This is a genomic window from Pseudomonas sp. YL2, assembly GCF_023063025.1.
Lineage (GTDB): Bacteria > Pseudomonadota > Gammaproteobacteria > Pseudomonadales > Pseudomonadaceae > Aquipseudomonas > Aquipseudomonas putida_A.
This window is the reverse complement of sequence record NZ_JAJSLU010000006.1, coordinates 88,161-108,260: the sequence shown is the minus strand read 5'-3', so window position 1 is coordinate 108,260 and position 20,100 is coordinate 88,161. Positions and strand designations below refer to the sequence as shown.

Below are 20,100 nucleotides of genomic sequence, written 5' to 3'. Positions count from 1 at the left end.
TGTGATTGTAAGGATCGGCAAGAGATTTCAACGGAACGTGCCAGGCGCCTTGAACAACAGCGGCTGCGGTCTGGCGGGCCGACTTTGCAAACTGTCGCAGGTAAACAACTGCGGGCGTTCGATGACATAACCCTGAGCGTAATCCACCCCGATTTCAAGCAATGCCTGCTCGATCTGGGTTGTTTCAACAAACTCGGCAATTGTCTGCTTACCCATGACATGCCCGATGTGATTGATCACCTCGACCATTGCACGGTTAATCGGGTCGTCCAGCATATCCTTTACGAAACTCCCGTCGATCTTCAGGAAGTCTACAGGCAAATGTTTCAGATAAGCGAATGAAGACATTCCGGCACAAAAATCATCAAGTGAGAAGTAACAACCTAAGCCTTTGAGTTCATTAATAAATCTAATTGCGCTGCCGAGATTGGCAATGGCGCTGGTTTCAGTAATTTCAAAACAAATCATTTCAGGAGGTATAGCGTAATTAACAAACTGTTCACGCAGAAAGTGCAAGAACGCGTCATCTCCGATAGTAATGCCTGAAAGATTAATCGCACACATTGCCAACGGACCTTCATGTTGTTCGGTAATACATTGGGCAATCACTTTAAAAACATTCTCGACGACCCAACGATCCAGTTGGCTCATCAGACCATAACGTTCGGCCGCCGGAATGAAACTGTCCGGCAGGATCATCCGTCCGGCTTCGTCATGCAGACGCAAGAGTATTTCGATGTGCCCCCCGCCATGGGCTGTAGCGCCCAGCGGAGCAATTTCCTGGGCATAAAGGCAGAAGCGGTTTTCCTCCAGCGCCATGTGCAGGCGCTGCACCCAGGCCATTTCGCCGAAGCGCAGCGACAGCTCGGAGTCGTCGGCATGATAGACCTGCACCCGGTTGCGGCCCTTTTCCTTGGCCATGTAGCAAGCCATGTCGGCGGCGCGCAATGACGCTTCGAGGGTGGTCGGGGTCTGGGCGATGTGCACCAGGCCAATGCTCACAGTGGTCAAAAACGGCCGCCCCTTCCACACGAAATGCAGGTTCTGCACGGTCTGGCGCAGGCTCTCGGCGATTTTCTCGGCGGCATCCGGGGCGCAGTTCTCCAGCAGAATGCCGAACTCGTCGCCGCCCAGCCGCGCGAGGGTGTCGCTCTCGCGCAAGCCCGATTGCAACAGCGTGCAAATGTGCCGCAGCAACTCATCGCCGGCGGCGTGACCGCAGGTGTCGTTGACCAGTTTGAACTGGTCCAGATCGAGGAACATCAGCGCATGCCGACCGGGCTGGCGCGTCAGATTGTGCAGGGCCTGCTCCAGGCGATATTCGAACTCGCGGCGGTTGGCCAGACCGGTCAGGGCATCGTGGGTCGCCTGCCACGACAGGTTGGCGATGTATTGCCGTTCCTGAGTCATGTCATGCAGCACCAGCACCGTACCGATAACCTTCTCGGCGTTGCGGATCGGCGCGCCCACCAGCGTCACCGAGACCGTACTGCCATCCAGGCGCTGAATCAGTTTGGAGTGCTCGCTGCCACCGATCAGTTGCCCGCTGAGAATGTGCTCGATCAGCGTCAGCCCTTCGGTCTGCGCATTGTCATCGAGCAGATTGAACAGCGCTGCCAATGGCAACCCCGCCGCGTGCTCGGACTTCCAGTGCGTCATCGCCTCCGCCGCCGGGTTCATGTAATCGATCGCGCCGTTGACGTCGGTGGTGATCACCCCGTCGCCAATCGATTGCAGGGTGATGTGTGCCCGATCCTTCTCCAGCTGCAGCGCCTGGGCAAAGGCATGCCGCTGCTTGAGCAGTTTGTGGGTGCGCAACAGGGCCAGCACGATCAACCCCAGCGCCGTGGCCAGGTTGGTGAACAGCAGCAGGCGCAGGATCATCCGCGAGCCTTCGCCCAAGGCATCGCTGAACGCCTTGGCCGCCGGCGTCACACCGTCGTTGATGGCAAAAATCTGCGCTTTCCAGTGCTGTATATCAGCTGGCGTCGCGATGTTTTCGCTGATGCCCTGATGCATCTCGCGCGCGACATTGTCCAGTTGCACCAGATAGGCGTCGCCGATGGTCCAGCGGTCGATCGCGGTTTCCAGATAGCTGAAATGACGGAAATTGAGGTACAGCCAGATCAGGCTCGACACATCATCGGGATGGTTGCCGCCCTTGAGGATCCCCTCCCGTGCCGCCTGCAGATCCGGTGGATGACGATCCAGCGCCAGACGCAACTGGTGACCGCCCTGAGGCACGGCAATCGCTTCCTTGTATTTGAGAAAGATCGCCTCGTCGCGGCTGTCGGCATACAGGTTCAGGTAATAGATGGCGTCCTTCTGGCCCTTGGACCAGAGACTCTCGCCGGCGACATAGCCGCGAACGGCCGACAGGACGTAAAGACTCACGCCCCCCAATAACGCCTGAAACAACACGACGGCGATAAATGGCCAGACGATGCCCAACAACCGTGGCGTTCCGAGAGTCCTTTTATGCTTCATGAGGTCCTTTGCGCACGCACTGTCATCTTCAAGGGGAGATCGCCAGAGCCAGACAAGGGAGCGACCCCTTCCAGCAAACCAGGACATTTTCAACCGGCGATACGTATGTACCGCACCCGCTGTTCGCCATGCTTCGACACTGACGGCTTTCAATCATTCCAGAGCCGTTTTCCATGCAGTCACCTTCCGCCACACTGCAACGCCATACTGCCCAACAGAGCGAATACCGCGCAATGATCACCGCCTTGCGCGCGGTGCTCAGCGCATCGACCTCACTGCAGACCTACTACCTGACGCCCCAGACACATTCACGCCTGGGTGCAGCACATGACCATGCGCAAAACCTTCTGCAAGCGCTGTTCGAAGACAGCGGCGAGCCGCAATTGGCGGTGCATCTGCAGGCGTCCCGAGGAACGCTGCTGCAAGTCGACGCCGCAGCCGGTCACTGCAGGTTTTCCTTCAACCGTCCCGATGGCAGTTCCGCCCGCTACGTCATCGAAGATGTCACCCGGGCCTCCAGCCGCATTCAAGAGTTTCAGCGAGCGTTGCTGAGTATAGGCGCACACCTGCGTTCCGACAGGCTGCTGCCGCTATCTCAGTTGCTGCGTGAGTCCGGGTTCACATTCCCGGACACACCGGACGCCAAGACGCTGGCCCGCCTGATCGGCAAGGTCGAAGAACAAAGCGCCAGCCATCGACTGAATCTGCGACACCATGCGGCGCTGACGGTACTGATGAGCGACGATGACAAAGCCGCGATTCACGACCTGATTGGCGACTGGCTCACCGGCAAAACCCTGTCGGCCATCGACAGCCTGGCCAGCGAAGTAACGCCGGCCTTCACCCGCCAGCAACTGGAACAGCAGCCCGCCGCCTGCCTCGAACGCCTGCTCGACACCCCCAAGGCGCGCGACCTGGGCCAGCGCTTGCTGCAGAAATTGCAATGGTATGGCGCGCGACCCGATGAACCGACCGTCCCCGATATCGGCCTGCGTTTACTGCTCGAAGCGTTGTGCCTGTGGTACGAACTGCCCGGCGAAGGCAGCTCGATCGAAGTGGCCGGTTTTGCGCTGGAACAGCGCGCTCACCACGGCGCCAGTTACGCCAGCATTCGCCGCGATTTTTTACAGCACCTGGAGGATTCTCACCGAACCTCGACCCCGACCGAAAAACATCTGCTGGGATGGGTATGCCTGACGCAGTTCGGGCCGGAATTTCAAGTGCGCGACATTCCTGACGACCTGCCGTACGCCAGCTCGGTGGTCTGGGTCAATTTCGTGCATGGCGTGCACCTCGCCCACGCCCTCGATCCACAGTTGCTGGAATATCTGAGCTTTCAGCAACTGGTCGATCTGCCGCTGCACAAAAGCGAAAACGCCGGCACCGACCTGCAAACCCTGATCGCCATGACCCGAGTGGCTGCCGCACAGACCTGGACACTGGCCACCGGAGCCCAGGTCGCTGCGAACGAGACATCCGGCGATGACGCTGCCCTGCAAGCGCTGGAAGACCACAAGAAGCAAATGAACGCAGCGATCCTGCAACTGGACATCGAGCCGCCACGGCGACTCGCCCTGGCAAAACAGCAACTGGACAAGGCGCTGGCCAACGAGCTGTACGATCACACGACGATTCGCCTCAAACGCCACCATCATTCAACGTCCAGCCGTAGCCGACGCAGCATTATCGACACCCCGGATGTGGCATTGCCCACTTGGCCGCTACTGGAGGTTTATGCCTCTGGCGGCCTGAGCGCCGACACACGCTGGTACGTCAGCAACGATGGCCGCAGCGCCAGCGAATGGATCAGCCTCAACGCAGCAGGCAAACTGCAAAGCGGTTTTGTCGACATCGGACCTCCAGGCCGACGTCTTTCACGGTTCCCGAGCAACCGCACCCTGCCCGACATCAAGACATTGTTTGAGCGGCAGTTCGACGACTATCTGAGCAAGACCCGCAAAGCCTATGAATATCTGATCAAGTCGCTATTAGTCACGCTGCCGTGGGCTGACCGCCGGGCACTGGAGCACGGTGAAGTGCGGATTCTCAGCCTCAGAGATCCGACACGGCTTATCGAGTCTCACCTGGAAACACTGGAAAACACCCTGCCGCACAGGGCACGCATGGGTTTCGTGCTGCACGTGAATGATCGAAGTGAACCGCGCTTCTACGAGTGCCTGCCGCGCGCCGGTATCATTCGCAAACGCCCCGACTTGACGCCGTTCCATATCGGTGGGTTTACGTTGCCACCACTATCACCCAGACCTGGACGGACCAAGGCACAGAGCATCTCTCGCATCGTCGCCGGCCGCCTGCCATTCCATCGAGAAGCACACTGGGACGGCAAGATACTCGACCTCAAAGCCAAGTGCGTCGCCATCCTCGATTCACTGGGCGCCCCCCTCCCCGCTTCGATGATCCCGGCAGCCCATCACGACAGCTCGCCGAACCTGACCTTCACTTCGCCACGCACTGCGCAAATCGCCTCTTTCATCGCGAACCAGTTGTTCTATGTCGATGAGCAGGCGCTGCGCAGTGAAGCCTGGGGAAGCACCCGCTTCGAACGCGACATCAACAAAAAACACTGGATTCATGCCGTCAGGGGCTTTATCCCGTTCTGGGGCAGCCTCGAAGACCTGCAATCGGACAAACTGTGGAAACGCGCACTGGGCGTGCTCGGCCTGTTTCTCGATATCGTCTCGTTCGCGATTCCCTTGGGCAAATTCGTCGCCGGCAGCATCCGCCTCGCCGCAGTGGCAGGAAAAATGTCGATTCGCGTCGCCCTGCCTCGCATGGCGAGACTGTCGGAAAACCTGCTGGTTTCGACCTTGAGAAACTTCAATCCACTGGCCGCTGTACCCATCCTGCTCAAGCTTGGTGGCCGAGGCGCGCTCGGCGCACTGCGGGCTGTGGCGCATCTGGAACACCGCGCCGTAGTACGCCTGAAAAGGCTGGCTGGCAGAAGCGCTGATTCTGACCTGATGCACAGTCTGCCCCAGGCACTGGATGCCGGACGCTGGAAAGCGCTGAACCCTGCCGATCATCTGGCCGTGGTGAGGGGCATTGACGATGTGCCGGTGCGCAACATCGGCGGCTCGCGGTATCACTTGCTCGATCCGCTGTCCGACCGCCCTTACGGGCCACAGTTGCTCGCACACGAACATGACTTTTCGCTGGGGCGTTCGCACTACCGCGCCGTAAAAAAAACCGACGATCAGATCGATATAGAGCTGATGCCCGACAGGCGCGTCGAACTCATGCCCGAGGCTGGCGGACGCAACACGGTAATGATCGATGACGTACCTTATCGACTCGACGGCGATGAACTGCGCCGGGTCGATCTGCTCGATGACAGCCAGCACTGGACGCTGCTGCCGTGCCGGATACGTCGTGCACCGGGCGCGGGCGACTGCCGCGTCAGCTACATCAGTGCCGAACCCGCTCCGACCCCCGCCCTCGGCACCATCGACAGGGAAAAGGGTTACGCACCGTGGTTTGGCGAGCGGGTTTCGGAGCCGGCCACCCTTCCCCGGCAGCGCGGAACGTTTCTGGCGGTCGATGCCACGCTTTATCAGATCATCGCCAACCGCCCGAGGCTGTTCACCGGCGATCTGCGTCGGCTGGGCTTCCATCAGGGCATGCTGGTGCCGAGGCAGCAGATTCAAGCCACGTTGCAGTTTCGCAAAGGCATTTATGCGCGGATAAAAACCGGCGGTACCTATGACGGAATCAACGATTCACATCAGGTCGGTGCAGTGCTGATGCCGGCCATCGACGACTCGGCCACCCATGTGTTTTTCCGGGTCAACAACCACGAGTACTACCTGGCAACCTTCGCCAAAGGCGAAATCCCCGGCAAACAGCTGACGTTCAAGCGCCTGGCCCCCGCCGAACTGGCCGACGGCACCCTCGGTGCTGAACTGCTGACCGTCTACACCGGCTCGCTGCATGCCAACAACATGGTGCGCATCCATGGCCTGGAATCGGTGCAGCGCGCGATGCAGACCATGGAACAGATCGCGATCCCCATCGGCACCACGGCCATTCCTGCAAAAAACATGAAATGGCTGAAGGTCGACACCAGCCCGGGCGAAGCACTGATGTTCGATCACTCGACACGGATGATCGTCACCCGCCTGCCCGAAGGCGCCGCCACCTGGACGCGCAGCAAGGAAGCGCCCGAAGCCTTTCGGCAAAAAACCGCAGAGATTTTCGACACGTTGTTTCTGTCACCAACAATCAACCCGGCCAACACTAACGCGGCCCTGCGCATCGACAGTGCCATGCAGAAACTGCACAAACTGTTGCCCGTGCGTGAGCGGCCAGTCAATCCGCGCAACATTGCCTTTGCCGAAGTCACCACGGCCAGCGGTAAACGGGAGATCTACGTCAGTGTCTCCGGCTCCCAGGACAGCACCCAGCGCCTGCCGTTGTTTCGCGACATTGACGCCAATCAAGTGCGGATCAGCGACACCACCTATATCAATGTCGACTACAACCCGGCCTTCCCGCGAACCTCTCTGGAAGTCACCGAGCAGGGCAAGATTCTGGCCGTGCCGCTAACCATCAAGGATCTGCAAAAATACAAACCGGCGGACACCCTCCGCCCGACCTCGCTGGACAGCGAAAGCAAACTGATCAGAGTGATCCGCGAGAAATACCCCGATCCGAACGAGATCCGCGCGGTCGACATCGCCACGACCATGCGCCCGTGCGAATCCTGTTCGGTGGTGATGAAGCAGTTCGGACACGACGGCGGCGAGGCGGCGTTGCAGGTGCTGTGGGGCTGATTACAGGCGCTGCAGGTGGCCGTAGAGCTTGGCGTAGAGGCCGCCATCGGCGATCAGTTGCTGGTGGTCGCCGTCCTCGGCCACTTGCCCGCCATCGAACACCAGCACCCGATCCGCCTGCTTCACCGCCGACAGGCGATGGGCAATGATCAGCGTGGTGCGGCCGCTGAGAAAACGCGCCATGGCCTGATGCAGGTTGTATTCGGTGGCGGCATCGAGGGCCGAGGTGGCCTCGTCGAGAATTACCACTTTCGGCTCGGCGAGGATCATCCGCGCAATCGACAGACGCTGGCGCTGACCGCCGGACAGGCGCACGCCGGAGCGTCCGACGATACTGTCGAGACCGTCCGGCAGCGCGCGAATGGTCGCCTCCAGCTGGGCGATTTCCAGTGCCTGCCAGCAGGCTTCGTCGCTGCGGGTGCGGCCCATGGTCAGGTTGGCGCGCACGCTGTCGTTGAACAGCGCCGGATGCTGCAGCACCACCGCGACGTTTTCACGAATCAGCTCCAGACCGATTTCCTGCTGGGTCGAACCGCCGAAACGAATGGTCCCCGCCGACGGCGTGTAAAGCCCCAGCAGCAACTGCACCAAAGTACTTTTGCCGCCGCCACTGGCACCGACAATCGCGACTTTCTCTCCGGGGGCGATCGACAGGTTCATCTGATCCACCACCAACTCATCGCCGTAACCGAAGCTCAGCCCCTGCACCTCGATACCCACGGTTTCCCGGCCTTTGAACGGATCGACGCCACCGGGGTACTGCGGCTCGTCGGCCCGCGCCAACAGTTCGTTGATCCGCGCCAGCGCGCCGCCCGCCGCGTAGTAGGCGTATTGCAGATTGAGCAGTTGTTCGACCGGGCCGATCATGAACCACAGGTAGCTGAACACCGCGAGCATCTGCCCGATCGACAGGTCGGAGAACAGTACCGTGAGCATCGCCGCCGCGCGGAAGATGTCGATGCCGAACTGAAACAGCAGACCACTGGCGCGGTTCGAGGCATCGGTCTTCCACTGCGAGTTGACCGCGTAATTGCGCACTTCCTGCGCACGCAAGCCAAGCCGGCCAAGGAAGAAGCCCTGGCGGTTGCCGGCGCGCACTTCCTGAATGGCATCGAGGGTTTCACTCAAGGCCTGAGTGAAACGCGAGGTGCTGTCGTTCTCCAGTTTCTTCAGGTGCTTGACCCGCTTGCCCAATTGCACCGTGGCGTAGATCACCAGCGGGTTGAACAGCAGGATCAGCAGCGCCAGTTTCCAGTGCATCCACATCAGGATGCTGGCGGTGCCGACCAGGGTCAGCATCGCCACCAGAAACCGGCTCAGGGTTTCGCCGACAAATTTGTCGAGAGTGTCCAGATCGGTGACCAGGTGCGTGGTCACAGTGCCGCTGCCGAGGCTTTCGTATTCGCCGAGGGAAATCCTTTTCAGGCGTTCGATCAGGCGCACACGGATACGGTAAACGATGTCTTTCGCCAGCCGCGCAAACAGCCGCGCCTGCAACACGCCAAAACACAGGGCGCTGCAACGCAGGGTCAGGGTGACCAGCAGCATCAGGCCGATGTAACCCGCCGCTTGTTGCCACATCGACGGCAGCACGTGATTCATGACTTTCAGCGCGGCATCGCCATGCCCGAGCAGGACCTCGTCCACCAGCAAGGGCAGCAGCAACGGAATCGGCACGCTGCACAGCGTCGCCAGCACGGCCACGCCGTTGGCGATCCACAGGGATTTTTTGTGATGCAGTGCCAGGCGCCGGACTTCTGCCCAGCTCAGCCGGTCGACACGCTTTACGGCTGGCGTGTCATCGGCTCGGTCAGGCACAGGCTGCGCGCTCCAGCCAGCGGCCGAGCAATGGCGAGAGTTCACTGAGCGGTTGATAGCCGTTGGTCAACAGCGCCAGTTGGCCGTTGCGCTCGGCGAGCAGGGTCGGAAACCCGGCGATGCCCAGATCCTGTACCCAGCTGAAATCAGCCTGAGTCGCCTTGTGCTGATCGGCATGATCGAACAGCGCGGCAAACTCGATACGTGGCACGCCGGCCTGCTCGGCCAGCTCGACCAACACGCTGGCCTGGGTGACATCGCGGCCCTCAGCGTAAAACGCCTGCTGGATCAGGCCGACCAGTTTCCAGGCGCAATCCGGCGCCAGACTGCGCGCGGTGACAATTGCCCGGCAGGCCGGCTCGGTGTCGTAGACGAAACCATCGGGTAGCGCGCCTTCGAACCTGAATGGCTGACCGGTGGCCTCGGTGACCGCCTGCCAATGCTCAAGGATGTAGCGCCGCGTGGTCGGTTCCAGCGCCGCACCGCTGCCGGTGCGCAAGCCCCCGACCACCAGATGCAGCTCCACTCCGGCTGCCTGCGCCTGCTCGACCAAGGCCTTGGCGACTGGAGCGAACCCCCAGCACCAGGAACACATCGGATCCATCACATAGAGCAGGCGCGCAGTCATGATCAGGCCTCGGTGGATGCTTGTTTATAGTTGTAGCCGATCGGGTGCGGCATGTTGCGCGCCTTGGCCAGTTCGATCTGCTTCTGCCGATCGATGGCGCTGCGGCGGGTTTTCTCGCTCAGCTTGTCCCAGCAATGCGGGCAGCTGATGCCGGCCACGTAGTGCTCGGAGGCGCGATCTTCAACGCTGACCGGTGTGCGACAGGCATGACATTGATCGTAGTCGCCTTCGCTGAGGTCGTGACGCACGGTCACCCGGTTGTCGAACACGAAGCAGTCGCCCTGCCACTTGGTTTCGTCCTGCGGCACTTCTTCGAGGTACTTCAGGATGCCGCCCTTGAGGTGGTAAACCTCTTCGAAACCCTCGCCCAGCATGTAGCTGGAGGCTTTCTCGCAGCGAATGCCGCCGGTGCAGAACATCGCGACCTTTTTGTGCACGGCCGGGTCGAAGTGTTCTTTGATGTAGTCGGGGAATTCGCGAAAACTGGTGGTTTTCGGATCGATGGCGCCTTCGAAGGTGCCGATCGCCACTTCGTAGTCGTTGCGGGTGTCGATCAGCAGCACTTCCGGGTCGCTGATCAGCGCGTTCCAGTCCTGCGGCTCAACGTAGGTGCCGACCTTTTTGTTCGGGTCCACGCCTTCGACGCCGAGGGTGACGATCTCTTTTTTCAGTTTGACCTTGGTGCGGTAGAACGGCTGCTCGTCGCAGTACGACTCTTTGTGGTCGATGTCGATCATGCGCGGGTCGTTCTTCAGCCAGGCGAGCAGGCCGTCGATGCCTTCGCGACTGCCGGACACGGTGCCGTTGATGCCTTCTTCGGCGATCAGCAGAGTGCCTTTGATGCCATTGTCGACCATCGCTTGCAGCAGGGGCTCGCGCAGGTCAACGTAATCTTCGAGGGTGACGAACTTATACAGTGCCGCCACGACAATCGGTTGTGTCATGGGTATTTCTCCAGGTGGCTACCCTCGCAAAGGGTGAACCGGATTCAAAAAAAACGCGCCGGGTGAGCGGCGCGTTGCGGATTCTAGCAAAAACACGGTGGATTTAGGATTTACCGAGTTTCTGTGACAACACAAAACCTGTGGTGAGGGGATTTATCCCCGATGGGCTGCGAAGCGGCCCCAAACCCTGAGAATGCGTTTTTCCTGGTATATCGAGTTCTGTGGTTTTAGGGCTGCTTCGCAGCCCATCGGGGATAAATCCCCTCGCCACAAAAATCCCGCCTCATCCAGGATCAGTGTTTGCTACCGCCGGCACAGGTCGGCGACGCCGGGGCGGCGCCCACTTCTGCCCATTCCTGCGGGGTGTAGGTGTGCAGCGCCAACGCATGGAACTCGCCCATCAGCTCGCCAAGCGTGCCGTAGACTTTCTGGTGGCGCTTGACCCGGTTCAGGCCTTCGAACTGCGCGCTGACCACCACCGCCTTGAAGTGCGTCTGTAACCCGCGACTGTGCATGTGGCTTTCGTCCAGCACTTGCAGATGCTCAGGCTGCAGCAGGCCCAGCGTCGATTCGATGCGTTGTTGCATGGTCATCACGAACTCCGCTTACTTCTTCTTGGCCGGCGCAGCGCCTTTCGGTGCCAGCTCGTTGGTCATGTCGTCGAGCAGTTTGTTGACGACAGGCACGGCGCTTTCCAGCTTGGCCTGAGTCATCTGGGCCGATTGCTGGGTCAGCTGCGGCATTTTCTCCAGGACTTTCTTGCCCAGTGGCGACTGGTAGAACGCGACCAGGTCTTTGAGCTCCGATTCGCTGAAGTTGCTGGTGTAGAGCTTGACCATGTCAGGCTTGAGCTTGTTCCAGCCGATGGCCTGGTCCAGGGCGGCGTTGGCCTTGGCCTGGTAGGTTTCCAGTACGGCTTTCTTGGATTCCGGGGCTTTGGTCTGTTCAAAACGCTGAGCGAACATTTGCTGCACTTGCATGTACACCGGAGTGCCCAGCTTGTCAGCGTGCGCCAGGGTCAGGAAAGCTTCAGCACTGGCGTTGTGGCTGGCGGTATCGGCAAGCACCTGGCCGCTGGCGCAAACCAGTGCAACCGCGGTGCAGATGGCACGAAGACGAGTCATCGAGTTTCCTTTTCAGCTAGGCGAGGTAAAACCCCAAGGGCGACCATTCTGCGCCTAAAAAACCTCGTGGCTCAACCCCCGAGCCTTGCCGCGCTTGATTGCCCGGGTTTTACCGGTCAACAATCGGTTCGAGGGAACCACCTGGGCCTGACCGGGCCTAAACTGCGCAAACAGACCAACAGGAGTGTGCACGATGAGCCGTATCGAAACCGACAGCCTGGGCCAGATCGAAGTCCCGGACGACGCCTACTGGGGTGCTCAGACGCAACGCTCGCTGATCAACTTCGCCATTGGCCAGGAACGCATGCCGCTGCCGGTACTGCACGCCCTGGCCCTGATCAAGAAAGCCGCCGCCCGGGTCAACGACCGCAACGGCGACCTGCCCGCCGACATTGCTCGCCTGATCGAACAGGCCGCCGACGAAGTCCTCGACGGCCAGCACGACGACCAGTTTCCGCTGGTGGTCTGGCAGACCGGCAGCGGCACCCAGAGCAACATGAACGTCAACGAAGTGATCGCCGGTCGCGCCAACGAACTGGCCGGCAACCCGCGCGGCGGCAAGACGCCGGTGCACCCCAACGATCACGTCAACCGCTCGCAAAGCTCCAACGACTGCTTCCCCACCGCCATGAGCATCGCCACTGCCAAAGCCGTGCAGGAGCAATTGCTGCCGGCGATCGCCGAGTTGTCCGGCGGTCTGGCCGAACTGGCCGCACGCCATATGAAACTGGTGAAGACCGGTCGCACGCACATGATGGACGCGACGCCGATCACCTTCGGTCAGGAGCTGTCGGGCTTTATAGCGCAGCTGGATTACGCCGAACGAGCGATCCGCGCCGCGCTGCCGGCGGTGTGTGAGCTGGCGCAGGGCGGCACCGCGGTGGGCACCGGTCTGAATTCGCCGCACGGCTTTGGCGAAGCGATTGCCGCCGAACTCGCTGCCCTGTCCGGCCTGCCCTTCGTCACCGCGCCGAACAAGTTTGCCGCACTGGCCGGGCATGAGCCGCTGACCAGCCTGTCCGGCGCCCTGAAGACGCTCGCCGTGGCGCTGATGAAAATCGCCAACGACCTGCGCCTGCTCGGCTCCGGCCCTCGCGCAGGCTTTGCCGAAGTCAAGCTGCCGGCCAACGAACCGGGCAGCTCGATCATGCCCGGCAAGGTCAACCCGACTCAGTGCGAAGCGCTGTCGATGCTGGCCTGCCAGGTGTTGGGCAACGACGTCACCATCGGCATTGCGGCGAGTCAGGGTCACCTGCAACTGAACGTCTACAAACCGGTGATCATCCACAATGTGCTGCAATCGATCCGCCTGCTTGCCGATGGTTGCAGCAACTTCCAGCAGCACTGCATTGCCGGTCTTGAACCCGACGCCGAAGTCATGGCCAAACACCTGGAGCGTGGGCTGATGCTGGTGACCGCGCTGAATCCGCACATCGGTTACGACAAGTCGGCGGAAATCGCCAAGAAGGCTTACGGCGAAGGCTTGACCTTGCGTGAGGCGGCGCTGCAACTGGGCTATCTGACTGATGAAGAGTTCGATGCCTGGGTGCGGCCGGAGAACATGATTGAGGCTGGCGCCAAGGGCTGATTACTGTAGCGCCTGACAGGCCGCCTTCGCGAGCAAGCCCGCTCCCACATTTTGATCGGTGTACGCCGTACCCATGTGGGAGCGGGCTTGCTCGCGAAGAACGATAACGCGGTCTAACTGGCTGCAATGCGCATCCGCCGCGCCTTCAGCCCGGCAATCAACGACGGCCCCAACGCCACCAGCGCCGACCCCAGCACCACCAGCACCGCCCCGCCATAACCCAGCCCATTGATCTGCTCGGCATGCACATATTCCGGCCACACCCCGGCGGCAATCGCCACCGCGCCAAAGGTCACCAACGGCGTGATCGCCAGCGTCGCACTGACCCGCGAGGCCTCCCAGTGCGCCAGTGCTTCAGCAAAGGCACCGTAGGCAATCAGCGTGTTCATGCAGCACGCCAGCAACAGCCAACCCTGCACCGGGCTCAGTTCCAGTGCTTCGAGCGGATGCACCCACGGTGTCAGCAACAGCGCGCAGAACAGGTAGATCACCATCATCACCTGCAACGAATTCCACACCGTGAGCAATTGCTTCTGCCCCAGTGCGTAGAAGGTCCAGACCGTCGAGGCCAGCAGCACCAGCAACACGCCGGCGGTGTAGTCCGACAATGAGGTGAGCAGTTCAGCCAGACGCTGATTGAAGAACAGCACAAAGCCGATCAGCAGCACCGCCAGGCCAATGCCCTGACCGATGCTGAAGCGCTCCTTGAACACAAACAGGCTGGCGATCAGCAACATGATCGGCCCCATCTGCACCACCAACTGCGCGGTGCCGGGGCTGAGCAGGTTAAGACCCATCAGGTACAGCACGTAGTTGCCCACCAGCCCGAGCACCGCCATCAGCACCAGCCAGCCACCCCTGGGGCCGAGCACCTTGCGGCTCGGCAGGCGTCGCGTGGCTGCCAGGTAGATGAACAGGCAGCCGCCGGAGACCAACAGGCGAAACCAAGTCACAGTGATCGGGTCCATCACCTGCAGCACCTGCTTGAGTTTGATTGGCAGGATGCCCCACAAAAACGCCGTCAGCAGCGCCAGGAACAGACCGTAAACCCAGCGACCGGATGAAATGTGCATGCGAACCCCAATGCCTGCTGACAAGAGCGGTCATTCTAGGCCCGCCGACAGACGCAACACAGGGACAGTTCGGGCCAGGCCGCGAATGAAACTGTGCAGGTCGCAGCATTAAATTGACGCTTTGCCGTTGATCGGCTGACGAGGCGCGCCAAGTGCTTCAGGCATAAGCTGATTGGATCCCTGCAACGGATTAATCAAGGAGCCGGATCATGTACGGAATGCGCGCCGATGACAGCGCCCCCGCCACGCACTTTCGCAGCGACCGGTTGTGTCGGGTCAATGGCGAACTGTTTTTCAGCACGCGGGAGAACACCCTTGAGGGGCCGTTCGACTCCCCGGAGAAGGCAGAGCAGGAAATTCAGGCGTATATCGCGCGGATGCAGCTTCTGGATTCCAACCGGTAAATCCGGTGGATCTCATCGCGAGCAGGCTCGCTCCCACAGGTTAATGCATTCCAATGTGGGAGCGAGCCTGCTCGCGAAAGCGGTAGATCAACCACCCCACCTTCCAGGGTTCAGCGCACCGCCTCAAACAACCCCGCCGCCCCCATCCCGCCTCCCACGCACATGGTCACGATGCCGTAACGCAAATTACGCCGCTGCAACTCGCGCACCAGATGCCCGACCTGCCGCGAACCGGTCATGCCGAACGGGTGGCCGATGGAAATCGAGCCGCCGTTGACGTTGTATTTGTCGTTGTCGATCTCCAGCCGATCGCGGGCATACAGGCATTGCGAGGCAAAAGCCTCGTTGAGCTCCCACAGATCGATATCCGCCACCTGCAAGCCTTTGGCCTTGAGCAGTTTCGGCACCGAGAACACCGGGCCGATGCCCATTTCGTCCGGCTCGCAACCGGCGACGGTGAAACCGCGGAAAAACGCCTTCGGCTTGAGCCCCAGTTGCAGGGCTTTTTCCAGGCTCATCACCAGCGTCATCGAGGCGCCGTCGGACAGCTGCGACGAGTTGCCGGCGGTGACCGAACCGTCCTCGGCAAACACCGGTTTCAGTCCGGCGAGACTTTCGTAAGTGGTGTCCGGGCGGTTGCAGTCGTCGTGATCGACAAGGCCGTCGAGGATCTGCACTTCGCCACTGTTCTTGTCTTCGACACGGTACTTGACCGCCATCGGCACAATTTCATCATTGAACAGCCCGGCCGCCTGCGCCTGGGCAGTGCGCAGCTGGCTTTGCAGCGCGTAACGATCCTGGGCCTCGCGGCTCACGTCATAACGCCGCGCAACCACTTCGGCGGTCTGGCCCATGGTGTAGTAGATGCCCGGCACCTGCTGCTTGAGCAACGGGTTGATCAGGTGATCGGTGTTGACGCTTTTCAGGGTCAGGCTGATTGATTCGACGCCGCCAGCGACAATGATGTCGCTGCAACCGGAGGCGATCTGGTTGGCGGCAATCGCAATCGCCTGCAACCCCGACGAGCAGAAACGGTTGAGGGTCATGCCGGCCACGCCGGTGCCCAGCCGCGAGAGCACCGCCACGTTGCGGCCGATGTTGTAACCCTGCGCGCCCTCGTTGGATCCGGCGCCGACAATGCAGTCCTCGACGCTGGCCGGGTCGATGTCATTGCGCGACAGCAGCGCGTTGACGCAATGGGCCGCCATGTCGTCGGGACGGGTCTGGTTGAACTTGCCGCGAAAGGACTTGGCCAGGCCGGTCCGCACGCTGTCGACGATCACCACTTCACGCATGGCATACCTCAATTGTTGTTGTCGGAGGAGAGTGTACCGAGCATAAGTCCACCCTGCCGCCGACCGCGACAATCATTCACCTCGCGTATGCGGGTCCATTGGCTCAGTCCTTGTGTTTTTTCGCGCGTTTGTCGGACTTCGCGAACGCCTCTTCGAGGGCACGGTTGATCGTACGCAGCACCTTGACCCGGGCCCAGCGTTTGTCATTGGCCTCGACCAGCGTCCACGGCGAAATCTCGGTGCTGGTGCGGTCGACCATGTCGCCCACGGCCGCGCGGTAGGCGTCCCACTTGTCGCGGTTGCGCCAGTCGTCCTCGGTGATCTTGAAGCGCTTGAATGGAATCTGCTCGCGGGCCTGGAAACGCTCCATCTGCGTGTCCTTGTCGATCGCCAGCCAGAACTTGACGACGATGACCCCGGCGTCGGCGATCTGCTCTTCGAAATCGTTGATCTCGCTGTAAGCCCGCAGCCAGTCGGCCGGGCTGCAAAAGCCCTCGACCCGTTCCACCAGCACCCGGCCGTACCAGGAGCGGTCGAACACGGTGAACTTGCCCCGCGCCGGCAAATGCCGCCAGAAGCGCCACAGATACGGCTGCGCGCGCTCCTCTTCAGTGGGCGCGGCAATCGGCACGATGCTGTACTGACGCGGATCGAGCGCCGCCGCCACCCGGCGAATCGCCCCGCCCTTGCCCGCCGCATCGTTGCCTTCGAACACCGCCACCAGTGCGTGGCGGCGCATGCGTTTATCGCGCATCAGCCCGGACAGCCGCGCCTGCTCGGTGATCAGTTGTTCTTCGTAGTCTTTCTTTTCCAGCCGCTGGTTCAGGTCGAGGCTGTCGAGCAGGTTGAGTTGATCGACCGCCGTGCCCAACGGCGCCGCGTTGACCTCTTCGGTATGCACCTCGGGGCGCTTGAGCGCATTCTGCAGGCCTTCGAGCAGGATCTTGCCGACCGCCAGACTGCGGTAATTGGCGTCCATGCCTTCGATGACATGCCACGGCGCGTAGTCGCGGCTGGTGCGGCGCAACACGCGCTCGCCGTATTTGACGAACTTGTCGTAGGTCTGCGATTGCTGCCAGTCCAGCGGACTGATGCGCCAGCTGTGCAACGGGTCATCGGCCAGCGCCTTGAGGCGGGCCTTCATCTGCTTCTTGGACAGGTGAAACCAGAACTTGAAGATCAGCGCGCCTTCATCGCAGAGCATTTTTTCCAGACGCTCGGCGGCGTTGATCGCCTGGTCCAGGCGTGGATCCTTGAACAGACCGTGGACCCGCCCTTGAAGCATCTGGCTGTACCAGTTGCCGAAGAACACGCCCATCCGCCCCTTGGCCGGGAGCATCCGCCAGTAACGCCAGGCCGGTGGATGCGCCAGCTCTTCATCGGTCTGCTGATCGAAGGTGCGCACCTCGATCAGGCGCGGATCCATCCACTCGTTGAGCAACTTGACGGTCTCGCCCTTGCCTGCGCCCTCGATGCCGTTGATCAGAATGATCACCGGAAAACGCTTCTGCTGTTGCAACTCGAACTGAGCTTCCAGCAGTGCTTCACGCAAGGCAGGTACAGCCGCGTCGTAAGTCTCTTTGTCGATGGCATGGCCGATTTCGGCGGATTCAAACATGGGGACGGCTCCTTCCAGGATTCAGCAAGACTAGCGGATTGGGCATGGGCGCGGCGGAGAAATTCCGCTCACTATGGCAAGTGGGATGAATGAACAAACTGTGGCGAGGGAGCTTGCTCCCGCTCGGCTGCGCAGCAGTCGCAAGATCTGCAACCACCATCCTCCAGACAAATTGTGGTCGCAGGTTTTGGGGCTGCTGCGCACCCCGGCGGGAGCAAGCTCCCTCGCCACAAAAGCCGGTGATGATCGTGCATTCGACACAAGGGTCACTTGCCATGGATCAAGCACCCTCCGCCCGATCGGCTAGAATGGCCGCCTTGTCGTTGCCGAGCCTGCCATGAAACCTGTATTGCCCCACGCCCAACTCGACTGGGATGACCACGGACGTCCGCGCTCGCGGGTGTTCGATGATGTGTATTTTTCCGACCAGTCGGGGCTGGATGAAACCCGTTACGTGTTCCTCGAACAGAACCGTCTGGCCGAGCGTTTTGCCGCGCTGCCGGCCAATGGGCGACTGGTAATCGGCGAAACCGGCTTCGGCACCGGGCTGAATTTTCTCTGCGCCTGGCAGTTGTTCGAGCAGCATGCGGTGGCCGGTGCGCGGCTGCATTTTGTCAGCGTCGAAAAGTACCCGCTGAGTCCGGCCGATCTGCAACGGGCGCTGGCCTTGTGGCCGGAGCTCAAGCCACTGGCCGATCAACTGCTGACGCAGTACGTGGCGATCCATCAGGGCTTTCAGCGGATCATTCTCGGCAACGGTCGGGTCACGCTGACCCTGTTGATCGGCGATGCGCTGGAGCAACTGCCGCAACTCGATGCGCAGATCGACGCGTGGTTTCTCGACGGTTTCGCCCCGGCGAAAAACCCCGACATGTGGACCGCCGAACTGTTCGTCGAACTGGCTCGACTGGCGGCGCCCGGCTCGACCATCAGCACCTTCACCAGCACCGGCTGGGTGCGGCGTCTGCTCAACGCGGCCGGGTTCAAGATGAAACGCACGCCGGGCATCGGCCACAAGTGGGAGATCCTGCGCGGCGAGTTTCTCGGCTGGCCGCAGGACGTCGCGCCACCGCTGCCGGACAAACCGTGGTTCGCCCGCCCTGCCCCGCTGACTGGCGAGCGGCGCGCGCTGGTGATCGGCGCCGGGCTGGCCGGTTGTGCGACCGCTGCCAGCCTCGCCGCGCGCGGTTGGCACGTCAGTCTGCTGGAGCGTCACGAGGCGGTGGCGCAGGAGGCGTCGGGCAATCCGCAGGGCGTGCTGTACCTGAAGTTATCAGCCCACGGCACCGCGTTGTCGCAACTGATCGTCAGCGGCTTCGGCTACACCCGCCGCCTGCTGGAAACCCTGCAACGCGGCACCGACTGGGACGATTGCGGCGTGCTGCAACTGGCTTTCAATGCCAAGGAAGCCGAGCGTCAGGCGCAACTGGCCGCGGCATTCCCGGAAGATCTGGTGCACTGGCTTGATCAGCCGCAAGCCGAAATCCAAGCCGGGATTGCGCTGGCACACGGCGGGCTGTTCTACCCCGAAGGGGGCTGGGTGCATCCACCCGCGCTGTGTCAGGCGCAAGCCGCGCAAGCGAACATCGAACTGCTCAAGCATCACGATGCGCTGGAACTGCGCAAGGTCGAAGGTCAGTGGCAAGCCCTCGACGGCGAGCGCGTGCTCGCCAGCGCGCCGGTGGTGATATTGGCCGGCGCGGCGGAGATCAAACGCTTTGCGCAAAGTGCCGAGTTGCCGCTCAAGCGCATTCGCGGGCAAATCACGCGCCTGCCGCAAACCACCGAGAGCCAGACACTGCGCACCGTGGTCTGCGCCGAAGGTTATGTCGCCCCGGCACGTCTGGGTGAACACACGCTGGGTGCGAGTTTTGACTTCAACAGCGACGACCTGACCCCGACCACCGCCGAACACCTGGGCAATCTGGCGATGCTCGAAGAAATCTCCAGCGATCTGGTGGCGCGCCTGCACATCAATCAACTGCCCCCGGAAACTCTGGAGGGACGCGCCGCGTTCCGCTGCACCAGTCCCGACTATCTGCCGATCGTCGGCCCCCTCGCCGACCGCACAGCCTTCGCTCAGGCCTACGCGGCGTTGAGCAAGGACGCGCGACAAGTGCCGGACATCACCTGCCCGTGGCTCGATGGCCTGTACGTCAACAGTGGCCACGGTTCACGCGGGCTGATCACCGCGCCGCTGTCGGGCGAACTGCTCGCGGCGTGGCTGGACAACGAGCCGCTGCCGCTGCCCAGAAGCGTCGCCGAGGCCTGCCACCCCAATCGTTTTGCACTGCGCACGTTGATTCGCGGCAAATGAAAAATCGCGACTGG

Annotated in this window: 13 protein-coding genes; 4 read left to right on the top strand and 9 right to left on the bottom strand. The window is 61.3% G+C overall.

The annotated features are described in order from the left end of the window. Window positions 1-27: 27 nt before the first annotated feature. On the bottom strand, window positions 28-2,487 hold the full coding sequence (locus LVD08_RS11495) for an EAL domain-containing protein (RefSeq protein ID WP_115989176.1): 2,460 nt from the start codon (window positions 2,485-2,487) through the stop codon (window positions 28-30). A 173-nt stretch (window positions 2,488-2,660) separates the two neighbouring features. Here LVD08_RS11495 and LVD08_RS11490 point away from each other — a divergent pair, with 173 nt between their 5' ends. After that, a complete protein-coding gene (locus tag LVD08_RS11490) occupies window positions 2,661-7,277 on the top strand; it encodes a deaminase domain-containing protein (RefSeq protein ID WP_247268171.1) in 4,617 nt (1,538 codons plus the stop codon). Here the strand turns inward: LVD08_RS11490 and LVD08_RS11485 are convergent, their stop codons facing one another. From LVD08_RS11485 to LVD08_RS11465, 5 genes are all read right to left on the bottom strand, one after another. Beyond that, window positions 7,278-9,095, bottom strand: a complete 1,818-nt coding sequence (locus LVD08_RS11485; protein ID WP_247268170.1) for an ABC transporter ATP-binding protein — start codon at window positions 9,093-9,095, stop codon at window positions 7,278-7,280. It lies immediately after the preceding gene. Then, a complete protein-coding gene (locus tag LVD08_RS11480; protein ID WP_247268254.1) occupies window positions 9,088-9,690 on the bottom strand; it encodes a DsbA family protein in 603 nt (200 codons plus the stop codon). Before LVD08_RS11480 ends, LVD08_RS11485 begins: the two co-directional genes overlap by 8 nt. Before the next feature lie 35 nt (window positions 9,691-9,725). After that, window positions 9,726-10,667 carry an oxygen-dependent tRNA uridine(34) hydroxylase TrhO gene (trhO, locus tag LVD08_RS11475; protein WP_247268169.1) on the bottom strand — a complete coding sequence of 314 codons (942 nt, stop codon included), beginning with the start codon at window positions 10,665-10,667 and terminating at the stop codon, window positions 9,726-9,728. 293 nt (window positions 10,668-10,960) lie between these two features. Next, complete coding sequence (locus tag LVD08_RS11470; RefSeq protein WP_003226935.1) at window positions 10,961-11,260, bottom strand: BolA family protein; 300 nt, start codon at window positions 11,258-11,260, stop codon at window positions 10,961-10,963. Window positions 11,261-11,272: 12 nt separating this feature from the next. Beyond that, entirely contained in the window at window positions 11,273-11,791 is a 519-nt protein-coding gene (locus tag LVD08_RS11465) for a DUF2059 domain-containing protein (protein WP_003226938.1), read from the bottom strand. A gap of 193 nt (window positions 11,792-11,984) precedes the next feature. On the opposite strand from LVD08_RS11465, the gene LVD08_RS11460 reads away from it, so the two are divergent. Further along, window positions 11,985-13,379 carry a class II fumarate hydratase gene (locus LVD08_RS11460; RefSeq protein ID WP_027612406.1) on the top strand — a complete coding sequence of 465 codons (1,395 nt, stop codon included), beginning with the start codon at window positions 11,985-11,987 and terminating at the stop codon, window positions 13,377-13,379. Window positions 13,380-13,492: 113 nt separating this feature from the next. Here LVD08_RS11460 and LVD08_RS11455 read toward each other — a convergent pair whose 3' ends face one another. Further along, entirely contained in the window at window positions 13,493-14,452 is a 960-nt protein-coding gene (locus LVD08_RS11455; protein ID WP_096794912.1) for a DMT family transporter, read from the bottom strand. Window positions 14,453-14,661: 209 nt separating this feature from the next. Here LVD08_RS11455 and LVD08_RS11450 point away from each other — a divergent pair, with 209 nt between their 5' ends. Beyond that, window positions 14,662-14,856 carry a DUF6316 family protein gene (locus LVD08_RS11450; protein ID WP_183785959.1) on the top strand — a complete coding sequence of 65 codons (195 nt, stop codon included), beginning with the start codon at window positions 14,662-14,664 and terminating at the stop codon, window positions 14,854-14,856. 110 nt (window positions 14,857-14,966) lie between these two features. Here the strand turns inward: LVD08_RS11450 and LVD08_RS11445 are convergent, their stop codons facing one another. Together LVD08_RS11445 and pap are read right to left on the bottom strand one after the other, a co-directional pair. Further along, complete coding sequence (locus tag LVD08_RS11445; RefSeq protein ID WP_247268168.1) at window positions 14,967-16,151, bottom strand: thiolase family protein; 1,185 nt, start codon at window positions 16,149-16,151, stop codon at window positions 14,967-14,969. 103 nt (window positions 16,152-16,254) lie between these two features. Next, window positions 16,255-17,769, bottom strand: a complete 1,515-nt coding sequence (pap, locus tag LVD08_RS11440) for a polyphosphate:AMP phosphotransferase (protein WP_247268167.1) — start codon at window positions 17,767-17,769, stop codon at window positions 16,255-16,257. Window positions 17,770-18,106: 337 nt separating this feature from the next. On the opposite strand from pap, the gene mnmC reads away from it, so the two are divergent. Further along, entirely contained in the window at window positions 18,107-20,086 is a 1,980-nt protein-coding gene (gene mnmC, locus LVD08_RS11435) for a bifunctional tRNA (5-methylaminomethyl-2-thiouridine)(34)-methyltransferase MnmD/FAD-dependent 5-carboxymethylaminomethyl-2-thiouridine(34) oxidoreductase MnmC (RefSeq protein ID WP_247268166.1), read from the top strand. Window positions 20,087-20,100 lie beyond the last annotated feature (14 nt).